The sequence below is a fragment of the Corynebacterium kutscheri genome (genome assembly GCF_000980835.1).
GTDB lineage: Bacteria > Actinomycetota > Actinomycetes > Mycobacteriales > Mycobacteriaceae > Corynebacterium > Corynebacterium kutscheri.
The window spans coordinates 1001882-1018430 of the sequence record NZ_CP011312.1; the positions used below are offsets into that span (position 1 = coordinate 1001882).

Sequence of the window (16549 nt, forward strand, 5' to 3'; positions counted from 1 at the left end):
ACTTTTTAACTGTAAGGAAGTATTACTGTGGCACGTGTCAAGCGCTCGCTGAATGCTAAGAAGAAGCGTCGCGTTATCCTCAAATCCGCCAAGGGCTACCGTGGCCAACGTTCCCGCCTTTACCGTAAGGCAAAGGAACAGTGGCTACACTCTATGACTTATGCTTACCGCGATCGTCGCGCACGTAAGTCTGAGTTCCGTAAGCTGTGGATCACCCGTATCAACGCAGCTGCGCGCATGAATGACATCACCTATAACCGTTTGATCCAGGGCTTGAAGCTTGCTGGCATTGAGGTTGACCGCAAGATCCTTGCTGAGCTAGCTGTTAATGATTTCGCTGCTTTCTCTGTAATTTGCGAGGCTGCAAAGGCTGCACTGCCAGCAGATGTTAACGCCCCTAAGGCTGCTTAACTGCGCAATTTTATTTGTGACGTTCTTTAAAAACGACGCTGATCTCATTAGTGATAACTATGAGACAGCGTCATTTTTGTACCTTTATACAGGTATTCTATGTAGAAATAAGTCATGTCCGGGTGGACTGTTAATCTTGAATGTATGAAACTTGATTTTGAGAATCCTTTTAGTGAACGCACCCCACGGATAGTGGCAGCGGCAAAATTACATCGCGCGGCAGCTCGCCGAAAGGCTCAGGCTTTTATTGTTGAGGGGGAGAATTCTGTCGAGGCAGCAATTGCCACAGGAGCAGCACGTGATGTTTTTATTACTGAGATTGCTGCTCAGCGGTGTGAACCATTGGTTCGCTTAGCAGGGCATATGAATGTTTACCTGCACCCGATTAGTGAGCGTGCGGCAAAGTACCTTTCCGATACCACACATACTCCGGGAATTTTTGCTGTATGTGATCCAGTGCTGTGGTCTATGGGTAAGGCATTAGTAGGTACCCCACGTCTAATAAGTGTTCCGGTGGAAACAAATGACCCTGGAAATGCTGGAACCTTGATTAGAGTTTCGGATGCGGTAGGTGCCGATGCGGTGATTTTTGCAGGAGAAACTGTTGATCCGCAGAGTTCAAAAGCTGTGCGTGCCTCGGCAGGATCACTATTTCATTTACCAGTTGTTCGAGAAACAAATATTAAAGATGTACTAGGGCAATTACGTTCACGTGGCTTACAGATTTTAGCTACTACTGCTGATGGAGAAGTCGATTTAGATGAGGCAGAAGAATTATTAGCAAAGCCTACTGCCTGGTTGTTTGGTAATGAAGCTCATGGGTTAAGCAAAGAGCTACTTCAAGCAGCAGATCATCGAGTACGCATTCCGATTCGAGGGCGTGCTGAATCACTCAATCTTGCTACCGCAGCTAGTATTTGCTTGTATGAGTCAGCAAAGGTGCAGTATAAAAAGTACGCAACTGCTGTTGATTAAATAAATTTTTTCTTATGATCGTTAAAATTATGTGCGTATATCTAGGTAGCGCTTAAGAAAACCATCCTCGTATAGGTAGTATGTGAGGGTTAGAATTGTGCCCGTGGAAAAATTTAATAACCATGGAAACTTAATTGCCGTGAAGGAATAAACACTGTGTCGGATCCTCAGGATATTCAATTAACCGAAGAACACTTAGCTCGAGCAGCAAAGGCTGCTGCGCAAGCCTTTGCTAGAGCACGCAATCTTGAAGAACTTGCGGCAGCTCGTCGTGATCATTTAGGTGATAATGCCTATATCCCGCAGGCACGCAGGGCATTAGGTGGGTTAGCAAAAGAGTTGCGTAAAGATGCTGGTCGGTTGGTCAATGTTGCACGAGGACGCGTCGAAAAGCTTTATAACGAGACCAAGGAAGTCCTTGAAGAAAAGCGTAACGCGGAGGTACTGAAACAAGAGCGAGTCGATATCACCGTACCAACTACTCGTAAACAAGTAGGCGCGCTACATCCTATTACTACGTTGAGCGAGAATATTGCCGATATCTTTGTGGCAATGGGATATGAGGTAGCTGAAGGCCCAGAAGTTGAAGCCGAATACTTTAATTTTGATGCCTTGAATTTTATCCCTGATCATCCGGCACGTACTTTGCAAGATACTTTCCATGTTTCTGTATCCGGTTCGCAGCAGGTGTTGCGTACCCACACCTCCCCAGTACAGATGCGCACCATGCTTTCGCGTGAGGTACCTATTTATGTGGTGTGCCCAGGTCGAGTTTTTCGTACCGATGAACTTGATGCCACCCACACCCCGGTATTCCATCAGATTGAAGGTTTAGCGGTAGATAAAGGCCTGACTATGGCTCACCTGCGAGGTACTCTTGATCATTTGGCAAAGAGCCTTTTCGGTCCCGAAACCCGCACGCGCATGCGTACCAATTATTTCCCTTTCACTGAGCCTTCCGCAGAGATTGATGTTTGGTTCCCAAATAAGAAGGGTGGCGCTGGCTGGATTGAGTGGGGCGGTTGCGGCATGGTAAACCCCAACGTGCTTCGGGCAGCTGGAATTGATCCAGAGGTATATTCCGGTTTTGCTTTTGGTATGGGATTGGAACGTACTGTGCAATTTAGAAATGGCCTTAATGATATGCGCGATATGGTTGAAGGCGACGTTCGTTTTACTTTGCCATTTGGTGTACACGCTTAATCACCTCACCTAGATCATAAAAATTTTTTCAAGGAGCTTTACTTATGCTTATCTCTCAGAACTGGGTGACGGATATTCTGCGCGCAGGAACGAATAACTCCCAGTGGAACGTTACCCCAGAAGAACTTGATGCTGCTTTTGTTCAAGTTGGTTTTGAAACTGAGGGCTATTTACCTATTCCGGAAACAACCGGCCCACTGGTGATTGGTCGCGTAGAAAGTATCGAGGAGCTAGAAGGTTTTAAAAAACCTATTCGTCACTGCATGGTTAATGTAGGACAGGCAAATGGTACTGGCGAGTTACAGTCTATTGTTTGTGGTGCCCGTAATTTCAGCGAGGGATCCATTGTGGTAGTTTCTTTGCCCGGAGCAGTGCTTCCAGGAAACTTTGCTATCTCTGAACGCGAAACCTATGGCCGGATGTCGGCAGGCATGATCTGTTCTGCTGCCGAGCTAGGGTTAAGCGATAAACAAAATTCTGGCATTATTACCCTTGATCCAAGCCTGGGGGAACCTGGAGCCGATGCGCGCGATATTCTTGGTCTAGATGATATTGTTTTTGATGTTAATATCACCCCAGATCGTGGCTATGCGTTATCACTGCGTGGTTTAGCTAGTGAACTAGCAAGTGCTTTTGGCTTTACTCATGTGGATCCAGTTCTGGATCCATCAGTAGCAGGTATCGATATTTCCACGGTGCCGGTGCCTAGTGACACGCTTATTGATGTCGAGCTACACGCAGATACTAAGGCTCGTCGTTTCGGTTTGCGAAAAGTATCAGGTATTGATCCTAAAGCTGAATCACCATTTTGGTTACAGCGTATTTTGATGCTGTGCGGACAGCGTCCAGTTAATGCGGCAACTGATGTCACTAACTTCGTTATGTTGTTGACTGGCCAGCCGATGCATGCTTTTGATGCTGACAAAATCACTGGTTCATTAGTGGTGCGTACTGCTAAAAAAGATGAAACTTTAGAAATGCTAGATCATGTGCAACGTACGCTTAGCGAAGAAGACGTTGTGATCTGTGATGATAATGGCATTCAATCGTTAGCTGGGGTTATGGGAGGTAATTCTTCCGAGATTTCTGAGACCACTACTACCGTGTACTTTGAAGCAGCTAATTGGGATCAAATTACTACTGCTCGTACATCGCGTCGCCATAAGCTTAGCTCTGAGGCATCCAGGCGTTTTGAACGAGGTGTTGATCCAGCTATTATCGAGCGTTCACTTGATATTGCGTGCGCTCTTTTGCAAAAAATTGCCGGTGGTACCATCAGTACAGCACGTACGCTTGTTGGTGATGTACCAGCTTTTACTGCCATTGAGATGAATGTTCATCGCCCTTCACATATCGCTGGTGTAGATTACACCCCAGAAACTGTAATCAAACGACTAGAAGAAATTGGTTGTATGGTTACCGCCAACGGGGACATGCTTCAAGTTATCCCACCAACATGGCGTTGGGATTTGGGCGAGTCTGCTGATTTAGTCGAAGAAGTAGTACGTCTTGAAGGATTAGAGGCTATTCCTTCGATTGTGCCGCAGGCACCAGTAGGTAAAGGATTATCTTCTGCACAAAAACGCAAGCGCGCTATTGGACATGCCCTTGCCTATGGCGGTTATGCAGAAATTTTGCCGACTCCATTTATCCGTCAGGATACTTTTGATGTGTGGGGTTTAAGTGCAGATGATGAGCGCCGCAAAGTGGTGACTGTTCAAAATCCATTAGATGCCGACTATGCCGTTTTGGGCACGACATTATTGCCGTCGATGTTGGAATCTCTTAAACGTAATATCGCACGTGGGCAGACTTCATTGAGCTTATTCGGTATGCAGCAAGTATCCATTGCTCGCGGCGATGGTAGATCACCAATGCTCGATATTTCGCAGCGGCCAAGTGAAAAAGAGGTTGCTGAATTATTAACTACTTTGCCTTATCAACCGCTTTATGTAGCCACTATCGGCAGCGGGGAAATCGAGTTTTCTGGCCCATGGGGTCAAGGACACCCTTATACCTATGCTGATGCTATTGAATCAGCACGGATCGTTGCCCGTGCGGCTGGGGTAGAACTTGAGGTACGCAATACTGATGAACAAGGTTATTTACCTTGGCATCCAGGTCGTTGCGCAGAATTACTTGTCGACGGTGTCGTTGTTGGACATGCTGGTGAACTACACCCGCAGGTTCTTGAGCGTCTTGATTTACCACAGCGCGTGTGTGCTATGGAACTTAACGTAACGGCTTTACCGTTGAAAGAAAATTATCCAGCTCCGGTTCTTTCTGCCTTCCCAACGGTCAATCAAGATCTAGCTTTGGTTGTTGATGAGGATATTCCAGCAGAAGATGTTCGTCGGTTGATTGAAGAATCAGCGGGAGAGTTACTTGAAAAAGTATCTTTATTTGATGTCTACCGCTCAGATAACCTCGGTGAAAATAAAAAGAGTTTGGCCTTTAACTTGATTTTCCGAGCAAATGATCGCACCCTCACCGATGAGGAAGCTTCGGTAGGACGACTTGCTGCAGTAGAAAAAGCTGTTGCAGTATTTGGTGCAGCCATGCGCGCTTAAAACACTGCATTTTAATTCACTTGTGAAACCTATAATTGGCACCTCAGCTTAAGAGGTGCCAGTTTTTGTCCTGGGAGAGGTTTCAGAATGCGAATCTTATTAATATAAGTAAAGAAAAAACTACCTAACCTTTATTCGTCCAGAATAGATAGCATTATGCTGAGATGATTTTTCTAACATGATCAACTTTATTGCAGTGAAGGCGAGTTATTAAAAATATTTGAGCATGGCAAAAATGACTATTCTTAATAGTGGATCGCAGCATGATTAAATTATAAAAATACTGGTCAGAGATTAAAATATGTCGCATTTGGAATAATTGGTGCGATATTTGACTAGCCAAAGTGATGAGCATTTTAAAAAATAATCCCAGTTATGGCAAAACTTAAACTGATGGATGATTTTTTGCTAGCAATCAAAGCATCATAAAAATAGACCATCGCATATAATTGAAGATAATGTGTAGCTTCTGCATAATTTGGAGCGGTGCGTACAAGCAGAAGGAGTAAGAAAAGATGAGCCCATCAGTTCGGCATTTTTTCGCTGATGATGATCTTAGCCCAGCTGAACAAAAAGAAGTGCTTGATTTAGCGCTCCGGATGAAAAAAGATCCATATGCTTTTCGTACTTTTGCTGGTCCGCAGTCGGTGGCAGTGCTTTTTAATAAAACTTCTACTCGTACCCGGTTTTCTTTTGACGCTGGTATTGCAGCCCTAGGTGGTAATGCCATTGTGGTAGATACCGGAAAAACTCAGCTAGGTAAAGGAGAAACCTATCAAGATACGGGTGCAGTTTTATCTCGTATGGTTTCTGCTATTGTGTGGCGCACCTACGCTCATGATAATTTTTCCCAAATGGCCGAAACTGCTACGGTTCCTATTATTAATAGCCTGAGTGACTCCTTTCACCCTTGTCAGATTCTTGCTGATTTGCAAACCTGCATTGAACATTTATGTCCAGAAGAAGGTTGGCTAGGTCTTAATGGAAAGAAGGCCGTTTATTTAGGTGACGGCAATAATAATATGGCTAATTCCTATATGCTTGGTTTTGCTACCGCAGGTATGGATATTTCAATTATTGCACCGGTAGATTTTCAACCACAGTCAGAATTTGTTGATCGTGCACGACGCCGTGCTAAAGAAACTGGATCGGTAATAACTATTAGCGATAATCTCGATGAGGCTATTGGCGCGGATGTTGTTATTACTGATACCTGGGTATCTATGGGAATGGAAGCTGATGGGTTTGATCGAAAAACACCGTTTATGCCTTATCAGGTTAATGATGAAATCATGGATAGAGCGCATGCGCATGCCATTTTCTTGCATTGTCTTCCGGCATATCGAGGTAGTGAAGTAACCGCAAGCGTGATTGATGGTCCACAATCTGTGGTTTTTGATGAAGCAGAGAATCGTTTACATGCGCAGAAAGCATTAATGACCTGGTTGATGGAACACCAGCCACATCGTGAATAAACTTTGGCATTTCGCACGAGACGAGCTTAGAGAACTCGTGTGTTGTTTTAAGCCACCATTATTGACAAAGGAGAACGTTGTGTCAGCGACCCCGATCACGCGAACAGTGCGGCAGGCACTGATTTTGGATTTGCTGGAAAATAATCAGATTTATAGTCAAATGCAACTTTCCCAGCTATTGAAAGACCGTGGGGTAGATATTACCCAGGGAACTCTATCACGCGATCTTGATGAACTTGGCGCACGTAAAGTGCGTCGCGAAGCAGGGCGAGCTTTTTATGTAGTTGGTAACCCCGATGAATCGGCAGCGGTGACTTCTGCTGGAACACGGGAGAAATTACGTAAAATGCTTGATGACCTGCTAGTAGCAGTTGAATATTCAGGAAATATTGCAGTTTTGCGTACCCCACCGGGGGCAGCACCATTTCTTGCCAGCTTTATCGATAGGGTAGGTATGGAAGAAGTCGTTGGCACAATTGCCGGAGATGACACTGTTTTTGTGCTTGCTCGTGATCCAATCACAGGTGCCGAACTTGCTGAGATGTTTGAGCGACGTAAGACCTATCCCAGTACATAGTTTTGATTAATTACGGCTGCAAAGACGTCGAAAAGCAAAAATAAAACAAGGAGAAAAACAATATGACTCAACGCGTGGTACTTGCGTATTCTGGTGGCTTAGATACTTCGGTAGCTATTCCTTATCTAGCCAAGATGACTGGTGGTGAGGTAATCGCGGTCTCGCTTGATTTAGGTCAAGGCGGCGAAGATATGGAATCAGTACGCCAGCGCGCACTTGATTGTGGTGCCGTGGAGTCGATTGTTGTTGATGCGAAGGATGAATTCGCAGAAGACTATTGCTTGCCGACGATTAAAGCCAACGGCATGTACATGAAGCAATACCCATTAGTTTCTGCAATTTCTCGCCCGCTTATTGTCAAACATCTTGTTCAGGCAGCTAAAGAACACGGTGGTACCCACGTTTCACATGGTTGTACCGGTAAAGGCAATGATCAGGTTCGTTTTGAGGTAGGGTTTCGTTCGTTAAACCCTGATTTAGAAATTATTGCTCCCGCTCGTGATTATGCATGGACCCGCGATAAAGCTATTGCCTTTGCCGAAGAAATTAATCTACCGATTGAGCAATCAAAGAAATCTCCATTTTCGATTGATCAAAATGTGTGGGGGCGTGCCGTTGAAACTGGCTTCCTGGAGGATCTTTGGAATCCACCAACAAAAGATTTGTATGCATATACCGAGGATCCTTCCTTAGGTAATGCCCCAGATGAGGTGATTATCTCCTTCAAATCTGGGATACCAGTAGCTATCGATGGGCGTCCGGTTACCGTCTTAGAAGCTATCGAAGAGATGAACCGTCGCGCCGGTGCCCAAGGCGTTGGTCGTCTCGATATGGTTGAAGACCGCTTGATTGGTATTAAGTCACGCGAGATTTATGAGGCACCAGGTGCTATTGCTTTAATTACTGCCCATGAGGCACTTGAAGACGTTACTATTGAGCGGGAGCTCGCTAGGTATAAACGTGGGATTGATGCTCGTTGGTCAGAAGAGGTGTACGACGGATTATGGACTGCTCCGCTTAAGCGCAGTTTGGATGCATTTATTGAATCAACCCAAGAGCATGTCACCGGTGATATTCGCATGGTTTTACAAGCTGGTAAAGCAACTGTAAATGGCCGTCGTTCCAATCACTCGCTGTATGATTTTAATTTGGCCACCTATGACACGGGCGATACTTTTGATCAAACCTTCTCAAAGGGCTTTGTTGAGCTACATGGGTTGAGTTCAAAGATTGCTAATAAACGTGATCGTGATGCCCAGTAAAATGCATAACTAACTAGGCTTTGTGGAGAAAGAATATAAGTGAAAGCGTGGCCTTGTTGTTAAGGTCGCGCTTTCTGCTTCATTAGCTACTCTTTTTTGAGGAACCCAGGTAGTCGTCATTGAGCTGCTTGATCGCTGTAGAACACAATATAAAGGAACGAAAGTGAAGGACAACAATGCAACAGCATGGTACTAATCAAGGCGCGTTGTGGGGTGGTCGTTTTAGCGGTGGGCCAAGTGAGGCTATGTTTGCGCTAAGCGTATCTACTCATTTTGACTGGGTACTTGCCCCATATGACATTCTTGCTTCTAAAGCACACGCAAAAGTATTGCATGCAGCAGGTCTGCTTAGTGATGAGGATTTGTCCACTATGCTTGCTGGACTTGATCAACTTGGTGCCGATGTAGCAAGTGGCGCATTTGTTCCAGATCCGACCGACGAAGACGTACACGGAGCTATGGAGCGCGGTCTTATTGATCGAGTTGGTACAGAAGTTGGTGGCCGTTTACGCGCTGGTAGGTCACGCAATGATCAAGTAGCTACTCTTTTCCGTATGTGGGTGCGCGATGCTATTCGTGATATTGCTGTGCAAGTAAGTGATTTGGCACAGGCGTTAAGTACTCAGGCAGCAGCTCATCCTGGGGTAATTATGCCAGGTAAAACTCATTTTCAAGCAGCACAACCAGTGCTTTTAGCACATGCGTTATTAGCACATGCTCAGCCATTGTTGCGCGATATTGAACGGTTACAGGATTTAGATAAGCGGCTAGCTGTATCACCGTATGGATCGGGTGCGTTAGCTGGATCAAGTTTGAAACTTAATCCAGAAGCGATTGCTGAAGAATTAGGATTTGATTCTGCCGCAGATAATTCTTTGGATGCGACTAGCTCACGTGATTTTGCCAGTGAAACTGCTTTTGTGCTCGCACAAATCGGAGTGGATATGTCTAGGCTGGCCGAAGAGATTATTGCGTGGAGTACCCCTGAGTTTGGTTATATTACCTTGCACGACTCATGGTCAACTGGATCGTCGATTATGCCGCAGAAGAAAAACCCTGATGTTGCGGAATTGACTCGTGGTAAATCAGGACGTCTTATTGGTAACCTTGCTGGACTGATGGCCACCTTAAAGGCTATGCCGCTAGCGTATAACCGTGATCTCCAAGAAGATAAAGAACCCATCGTCGATTCAGTAGCGCAGCTTAATCTGCTACTACCAGCGATGACCGGATTAGTTTCAACATTGGTTTTCCATAGCGATCGTATGCGGGAATTAGCTCCAGCTGGTTTTACTTTAGCTACTGATTTAGCTGAATGGATGGTCCGTGAAGGCGTTCCTTTCCGACAAGCTCATGAAGCATCTGGTGCGTGTGTGCGTATCGCAGAAGCCCGTGGGGTTGGTCTAGATGAATTAAGTGATGAAGAATTAGCTAGTGTTGATCCGCGTTTGCGCCCGGAGGTTAAAGAAGTACTCACTATTGATGGGGCGGTGGCGTCGCGTGCTACCCGTGGTGGAACTGCACAGGTGCGTGTTGATGAACAACGTGAGCGTGTGAATGCACTTATTGATCAGTACCGGAAGTGGGCAAACACTCCGGTACGAGGATAGATTGCTTTGACATAGAGAAGAAAAAACCAGCTTTAATGTGGACAAGTATCGCATCAAAGCTGGTTTTTAGGTGAAGATAAGTGTTTTCTAAATTATGGCCACAACACCGACGATAGCTGCATTGAGCATATTAGTGAGGAAGCCGGCTGATAGGGCACGTAATCCTAAGGAGGCAACATCCGATCGACGTTCTGGGCAAAGCGCACCAAAAGCACCAATTTGAATAGCAATAGAGCTAAGGTTAGCGAAGCCAGCAAGTGCGAAGGTAGAGATGAGAATAGATTTAGCGCTCATCGTATCGACATGCTCAGAGAATGAGGTGTAGCCGACGAATTCATTGAGGATGGTTTTTGCCCAATGAAGTTACCGACAAGTCCGGCTTCTTCCCATGGGACGCCGATTGCCCAAGCAAGTGGAGCTAATACAATGCCGAAGAGGCCTTCTAGTGACCAATTGTCCTGGCCAAACATGGTGCCAACGCCACTGATAATGGCAGAGAACATGGCGATCAAAGCGATAAAAGCGATTAACATGCAGGCAACGGCAACGGCAATGCGGCCGCCGGCCATAGCACCAGAGCCAAGAGCATCAATAATGTTGCGGTTTTCAGTGTCTCGAACCTCGCGCACATTAGCGCTTGCGGTGGAAACTTCAGTCTCAGGGATCAGGCCTTTAGCGACGAGCAAAGAACCTGGGGCATTCATGATCGAAGCAGCAAGCAAGTACTCAAGAGGCGCACCTAGTAGCGAGTAACCTACAAGAGTGGAACCTGCCACGGAAGCAAATCCACCGCTCATACAAGCAAAAAGCTCAGAACGGGTGAGTTTAGGGATCCAAGGCTTAATAACTAATGGTGCTTCGGACTGACCAAGGAAGATCACGGTACTAGCCCAGACGCTTTCAATCTTGGAGGTGCCCATGACCTTGCCAAGTGCGGTACCGACGATTTCTACAAACCACTGTAAAATGCGCAAATAGTATAGAGCCGCGACGATAGCGCCTAAGAAAATAATTACTGGAAGTACGTTGAGTGCGAAAATAAAGCCAACGTTTTCGCCGAAGAGTGGGCCGAAAACAAAGGATGTACCCTCAGCAGTAAAATCAATAAGCTTTTGAATTTGGTGGGACACCCATTCAAGAGCCTTAAAACCAGGATCCCAACTTAACACAATAACGGCGAAGGAGATCTGGAGAGCAAAACCCATACCCAGGGTGCGCCACTTAATTCTGCCGCGAGCGGAGGAGAATCCAAAAATAATGGCAAAGATTAAAACAATGCCAATGAGACCTTGAAAACGATCCATGATCGTTTATGCCTCCTTTTCTTCTTGAGTGCTGCCGTGGTTGCGGGCAGCAGTGGTGGGGAGATATTCAGGGCCGAAAGAAAAAGGTAGGATTTCTTCGAAGCTGTAGCTTAAAGGATTTCCTTCTTCATCCTCGACGATGATGCGTTCACAGCCGAATTCACGTAGAACCTGCCGGCAAGCACCGCATGGGTAGCAGCGGGCTGCTTTAGAACCGATAATGGCTACAGTATGTATTTTTTTGACGCCAGAGCTGACTAATGTGGTCATAGCATTGCGTTCAGCACAGATGGTTTCGCCATAAGCGGCATTTTCTACATTGCAGCCAAGGGTAAGTACATCGGAGTTTCCATCCCAAATAGCAGCGCCAACAGGAAAGTTACTATATGGGGCGTAGGCATTTTCTGCAGCCTTATGGGCGGCAGTGAGCAGCTCAGCATCATTGGGGGCGCTCATAATTCACACTCTTTCTTTTAACAGCAGTATTCCGCAGAGTAAGGGTTCGGATTGTGCAAGTTGTCAGATTCTTAGCTCTAGAACGGATGTTAACTAGATGGTTGACAATTGTTCCAATTGGAATGATAATCAGATCATAATCGATTATTCAAGTAATACCTATCACGATATAAAGTGTTGTGTGACCTAGAAAGGATGGGGTATCCATGGATGCAATTGATGTCATCCGCACAAAGCGGGATTCTGGTGAGTTAAGTCCAGAGCAAATCAAATTTATTATTGACACCTACACGGCTGGCAATGTCGGCGATGAGCAGTTTGCGTCCCTGCTCATGGCCATTTTTTTAAATGGCATGAACCGTCGAGAGTTGGTGTACTGGACCAACGCGATGATCGAATCCGGTGTGCGAATGGACTTTTCAAACTTGGGTGCTCCTACTGCTGATAAGCACTCGACGGGTGGGGTCGGGGATAAAATTTCTTTGATCCTTGGTCCATTGGTAGCCGCTTTTGGGGTTAAAGTTCCTATGCTTTCTGGTCGCGGTCTTGGACACACTGGCGGTACCTTGGACAAGTTGGAAGCTATTTCAGGCTTTGATGTGAATATGACTTCGGCGCGGATGGATGAAATTCTTAAAGATGTTGGAGTTATTATTGCTGCTGCCGGTTCAGATTTAGCCCCGGCTGATAAGCGTATCTATGCACTACGTGATGTGACTGCCACCGTAGATGCTATTCCATTGATTGCCAGTTCTATCATGAGTAAGAAGATTGCGGCTGGCGCTGGCTCTTTAGTCCTTGATGTTAAAGTTGGTACCGGCGCCTTTATGAAAGATTTGGCTTGGGCTAAAGAACTTGCTAAGACCATGGTGAGCTTGGGTAATGATGCAGGTGTGCCAACCTCTGCTGTGCTTACTGATATGTCTACTCCACTTGGTTTAACCATTGGTAACTCACTTGAAATTGAGGAAACTTTCGAGGTTCTTGCTGGTGGCGGCCCAAGTGATGTTCGTGAACTCACTGTTGAGTTTGCTCGTCGTATGCTTAATAGTGCAGGTCAGACTGATGTTGATGTTGCAGCTGCTCTTGACGACGGTCGCGCCATGGATGTATTTAAGCGAATGATCCGTGCTCAAGGTGGCGATCCTGAAGCCCCATTGCCATATTCAGAGAACACTCATGAAATTGTGGCTGATCGTGACGGCTACATTACCACCCTTGATGCATTGGCTTTCGGTGTTGGTTCCTGGCGTTTGGGTGCAGGGCGTGCCCGCAAGGAAGATGATGTACAGCTTGGTGCAGGCATTCGCTTGCATGCAATTCAAGGCGAAAAGGTTACCAAGGGGCAAAAGATTGCTACCTTGTATACCGATACTCCAGCTGCCTTTGAGCCAGCACTAGAATCTGTCATGCCTGGCTTAGTTATTAGCGACTCTCCGTCGGCAGAACGCCAGATTATCTTGGATACTGTGGATTAATTCAGGTAATTAAGACAATTAAGAGGCTTCTGTATAAAAGTCCTCACAGATTTTTCTGTGGGGACTTTTTGTTGGCATAGCCAAGGGGGATAAGCGTCGTTAAGCAAAAAGTCTTATTGCTCAATGTTTAGCCTAATAGGATAAACTCAACGTTTATGAGTATTGATCCTCAGCTTTTGGAAATTCTTGTTTGCCCACAAGATAAAGGTCCGCTGACATATTTAGAAGATGAACAAGTACTAGTCAATGAGCGATTGGCTATTGCCTATCGAATTGATGATGGCATCCCAGTTATGCTTGTTGATGAAGCTACACCATGGCCAGCGAATTGATGCACATACGCAGATATACCCTTTTACCAAAACTGAAATAATTACAAGGACAATATACAGTGACTCAGGCAACAAATATTATTGACGAGCTACTCTGGCGCGGTCTTATTAATAATTCCACCGACATTGATGCACTGCGTGAAGCATGTGAAAATCCCATTACGTTATATTGCGGTTTTGATCCCACAGGTGACTCATTGCATGCCGGACATCTAGTGCCGATGGTAATGTTGCGCCGGTTTCAACAATTTGGACACCGTCCGCTTACTTTAGCTGGTGGGGCAACTGGCATGATCGGGGATCCACGTGATGTGGGCGAGCGTGTGATGCTTACCGAAGAAAAGATTGCTGAGAACTTAGAGTCAATTAAAAATCAGCTGCGTAAATTTGTTGATTTCCAATCCGGTAAAACCAATGATGCCATTATGGTTAACAATGCAGACTGGACTAACAATATCTCTGTGATTGAGTTCTTGCGGGATATCGGTAAGAACTTCTCGCTTAACACCATGCTCGATCGTGAGACAGTGAAGCGTCGTTTAGAATCTGATGGTATTTCTTACACCGAATTCTCTTACATGCTTTTGCAAGCTAATGATTACGTGCAATTACGCCGTAACTATGACTGCGTTCTGCAAATCGGTGGTGGGGATCAATGGGGAAATATTGTTTCGGGTGTAGATCTTAATCGACGTATCGACGGCTCACGCGTTCACGCATTAACGATGCCATTGGTTACTGATGCTCATGGTGAGAAGTTCGGTAAATCAACCGGCGGCGGCAAACTATGGCTAGACCCTGAGCGCACCAGTGCTTATTCCTGGTACCAGTACTTCCTCAATGCTGGAGACACGGTTGTTATCGATTACTTACGGTGGTTTACCTTCCTAAGCAAGGAAGAAATTGCTGAACTTGAGATTGCAGTTACAGAACGTCCACATGCCAGGGAAGCTCAGCGTCGTTTAGCACAAGAAATGACCACTTTAGTGCATGGGGAAGAGGCTACCGTTGCCGTAGAATTAGCCGCACAAGCACTATTCGGTCGCGCGGAGCTTAGTAAGCTTGATGAGGCCACGCTAAAAGGTGCTTTGAGCGAGACAACTATTGCTGAGATTAGCGACGATGACTCACGCAGCATTGTTGATTTATTGGTTGCTAGCGGATTGGCTGATTCTAAAGGTGCTGCTCGTCGAACCATAAAAGAAGGCGGCGCATATGTGAATAATCAGCGCATTGAAACAGAAGATTGGCAGCCAGGTGAACAAGATTTGTTACATAACTCATGGTTGGTTCTGCGTAAAGGAAAGAAGAATTTTGCTGGGGTGCATTTCTCTTAAGACGTACGCTTAGGCAATATATTTTAATTAGAAAAACAAGGCCATGGGCTAGAACCCATGGCCTTTTCGCTATAATTCTTCCGGGAAAGTAACCTTTTTCCCTATAAGTGCTGATACTAAAGGTGCCCAGGGAAGGTCTAAACGGGCATCTTTCAGTAGCTCACGATCAGCGATTATTTTGTCTTTAGCTGCAACACTAAGTTGTCCTTTATGTAACACTGCCCACGTATCAGCAAAAGCATAAGCAAAATTAACATCGTGAGTAGCGAGCAACACTGCGGCGTCAAGATTTTTGATGATAGAAAGCAACCGGTGCACTCCTGCTGGATCAAGTCCTGCTGTGGGTTCGTCGAGAAGCAAAACTTGCGGCGACATAGCTAATGCACCTGCTAAAGCAACTCGTTTGCGCTGTCCATAGGAAAGTTGATGAGGTATTCGATCAAGAAGATCACTTACTTCTGTTGCGTGAGCTGCCATGAGGCAGCGAGTAGCTACTTGATTATCGTTGAGACCTAAATTTCTTGGCCCAAATTCGATATCATCTTGTACTGAAAGACAAAAAACTTGTTCATCGGGTTCTTGAAGCACCATTTGGACAATGCTGCGTATCCTATTTCGGTCATTTTTAGTATAGGTGCTAGGTTGGTCATTGATAATGACACTGCCAGTTTTAGGACGCAGAGCAGTGCACATGAGTTTCATGAGTGTGGACTTACCGCTACCGTTAGCGCCAAGTAAAGCAATGCGGTCACCAACATGTATATCAATAGATATATCTTGGAAAGTTGATGGGGCATTGGGGTGTGCAAAGCTGACATGAGCTAAAGAAATAAGCGGCATAGTATTCCTAAAACAATGAATCCAAGAAGATAAAAAAGCACTAAACAAAGCCGGGGTGGTTGTGAGTGAAAATGCGTTCCATAGGTGAGGGCATAATTGAGATCGCCGCGTAGTTGAATGCCATCTTGCATACGTCTAGCGCGGGTAAAAGAGATCACAAATAATGACGCTGCCTGATGTGCTACTGAGTGAATCCAGATCAAAAAAGTTCGTTGTCCAAGCCGTTGGGCACTAGCTTGCCACATAACCTGTGAGGTCGTAACAAGCATGGTAGACATGCGATAAGTTTGTGCGATAACTTGAACCAGTGTTTCTGGAAGATGTAGTTTGTGTAGCCCAGATAGCACTTGTGGAAACGGGGTAGTAAGCGCAAATAGCATGGTTGAGCTCATTGCAAGAGTACTTCTGCAAAGAACGATGATAGCGTTAGATATGCCGCCGTCGATAAGCACAAAACCTGAGGGGGTGAGTGCAAAAATAAGTGGGCCAAGCCCCAGCGCAATAAAGGTGGCTGGGGCAAGAACCAATGAAAGATACACACGCAGTGGAACACGAGAAATCAATATCAAAGCGATAAGAATGCAAGCTAAGAGGCTAAATCCCTGCCACGAGTGCATAATAATGCTTAGAATAGTTAATCCGAAGAAGAGGACTGTCTTTTCTAAAATATGAACCTGTGCCCAAGGGCTTTTCGACGCGGCTTGCTCTAGTGGGTTCAT

The 16549-nt window shown here is 45.6% G+C and carries 14 protein-coding genes and 1 pseudogene; 11 read left to right on the top strand and 4 right to left on the bottom strand.

All coding sequences use genetic code 11. The features are described from left to right. Window positions 1–27: 27 nt before the first annotated feature. The 8 genes from rplT (at window position 28) to argH (ending at window position 10083) form a co-directional block, all read left to right on the top strand. The gene (gene rplT / locus UL82_RS04615) at window positions 28–411 is read left to right on the top strand and encodes a 50S ribosomal protein L20 (RefSeq protein WP_046439252.1); all 384 of its coding nucleotides are present in this window, start codon (window positions 28–30) and stop codon (window positions 409–411) included. Window positions 412–555: 144 nt separating this feature from the next. Further along, complete coding sequence (locus UL82_RS04620) at window positions 556–1386, top strand: TrmH family RNA methyltransferase (protein WP_046441224.1); 831 nt, start codon at window positions 556–558, stop codon at window positions 1384–1386. Window positions 1387–1533: 147 nt separating this feature from the next. After that, a complete protein-coding gene (gene pheS / locus UL82_RS04625) occupies window positions 1534–2589 on the top strand; it encodes a phenylalanine--tRNA ligase subunit alpha (RefSeq protein ID WP_046439254.1) in 1056 nt (351 codons plus the stop codon). Window positions 2590–2633: 44 nt separating this feature from the next. Further along, entirely contained in the window at window positions 2634–5159 is a 2526-nt protein-coding gene (pheT, locus tag UL82_RS04630) for a phenylalanine--tRNA ligase subunit beta (protein WP_046439256.1), read from the top strand. Between the two features lie 515 nt (window positions 5160–5674). Further along, window positions 5675–6634 (top strand): ornithine carbamoyltransferase, encoded by a 960-nt coding sequence (gene argF / locus UL82_RS04635; protein ID WP_046439260.1) that lies wholly within the window; start codon window positions 5675–5677, stop codon window positions 6632–6634. 79 nt (window positions 6635–6713) lie between these two features. Further along, window positions 6714–7211, top strand: a complete 498-nt coding sequence (locus tag UL82_RS04640) for an arginine repressor (RefSeq protein ID WP_046439262.1) — start codon at window positions 6714–6716, stop codon at window positions 7209–7211. 62 nt (window positions 7212–7273) lie between these two features. Further along, window positions 7274–8473, top strand: a complete 1200-nt coding sequence (locus tag UL82_RS04645) for an argininosuccinate synthase (protein WP_046439264.1) — start codon at window positions 7274–7276, stop codon at window positions 8471–8473. A gap of 176 nt (window positions 8474–8649) precedes the next feature. Beyond that, window positions 8650–10083 carry an argininosuccinate lyase gene (gene argH, locus UL82_RS04650; protein WP_046439265.1) on the top strand — a complete coding sequence of 478 codons (1434 nt, stop codon included), beginning with the start codon at window positions 8650–8652 and terminating at the stop codon, window positions 10081–10083. Between the two features lie 87 nt (window positions 10084–10170). On the opposite strand, the pseudogene UL82_RS04655 reads toward argH, so the two are convergent. Beyond that, window positions 10171–11387 (bottom strand): annotated as a pseudogene (locus UL82_RS04655) (NupC/NupG family nucleoside CNT transporter). 6 nt (window positions 11388–11393) lie between these two features. Next, the gene (locus UL82_RS04660) at window positions 11394–11843 is read right to left on the bottom strand and encodes a cytidine deaminase (RefSeq protein WP_046439266.1); all 450 of its coding nucleotides are present in this window, start codon (window positions 11841–11843) and stop codon (window positions 11394–11396) included. A 206-nt stretch (window positions 11844–12049) separates the two neighbouring features. Here UL82_RS04660 and UL82_RS04665 point away from each other — a divergent pair, with 206 nt between their 5' ends. The 3 genes from UL82_RS04665 (at window position 12050) to tyrS (ending at window position 14990) form a co-directional block, all read left to right on the top strand. After that, window positions 12050–13321 carry a thymidine phosphorylase gene (locus tag UL82_RS04665; RefSeq protein ID WP_046439268.1) on the top strand — a complete coding sequence of 424 codons (1272 nt, stop codon included), beginning with the start codon at window positions 12050–12052 and terminating at the stop codon, window positions 13319–13321. Window positions 13322–13476: 155 nt separating this feature from the next. After that, window positions 13477–13653, top strand: coding sequence for a Trm112 family protein (locus UL82_RS04670; protein WP_046439270.1), 177 nt, complete (start codon window positions 13477–13479; stop codon window positions 13651–13653). A gap of 59 nt (window positions 13654–13712) precedes the next feature. Continuing rightward, window positions 13713–14990, top strand: coding sequence for a tyrosine--tRNA ligase (tyrS, locus tag UL82_RS04675; protein WP_046439272.1), 1278 nt, complete (start codon window positions 13713–13715; stop codon window positions 14988–14990). Window positions 14991–15059: 69 nt separating this feature from the next. Here the strand turns inward: tyrS and UL82_RS04680 are convergent, their stop codons facing one another. Further along, window positions 15060–15830, bottom strand: coding sequence for an energy-coupling factor ABC transporter ATP-binding protein (locus UL82_RS04680; protein ID WP_046439274.1), 771 nt, complete (start codon window positions 15828–15830; stop codon window positions 15060–15062). Next, window positions 15812–16549, bottom strand: coding sequence for an energy-coupling factor transporter transmembrane component T family protein (locus UL82_RS04685; RefSeq protein WP_052735886.1), 738 nt, complete (start codon window positions 16547–16549; stop codon window positions 15812–15814). The genes UL82_RS04680 and UL82_RS04685 overlap by 19 nt, the downstream gene beginning before the upstream one ends.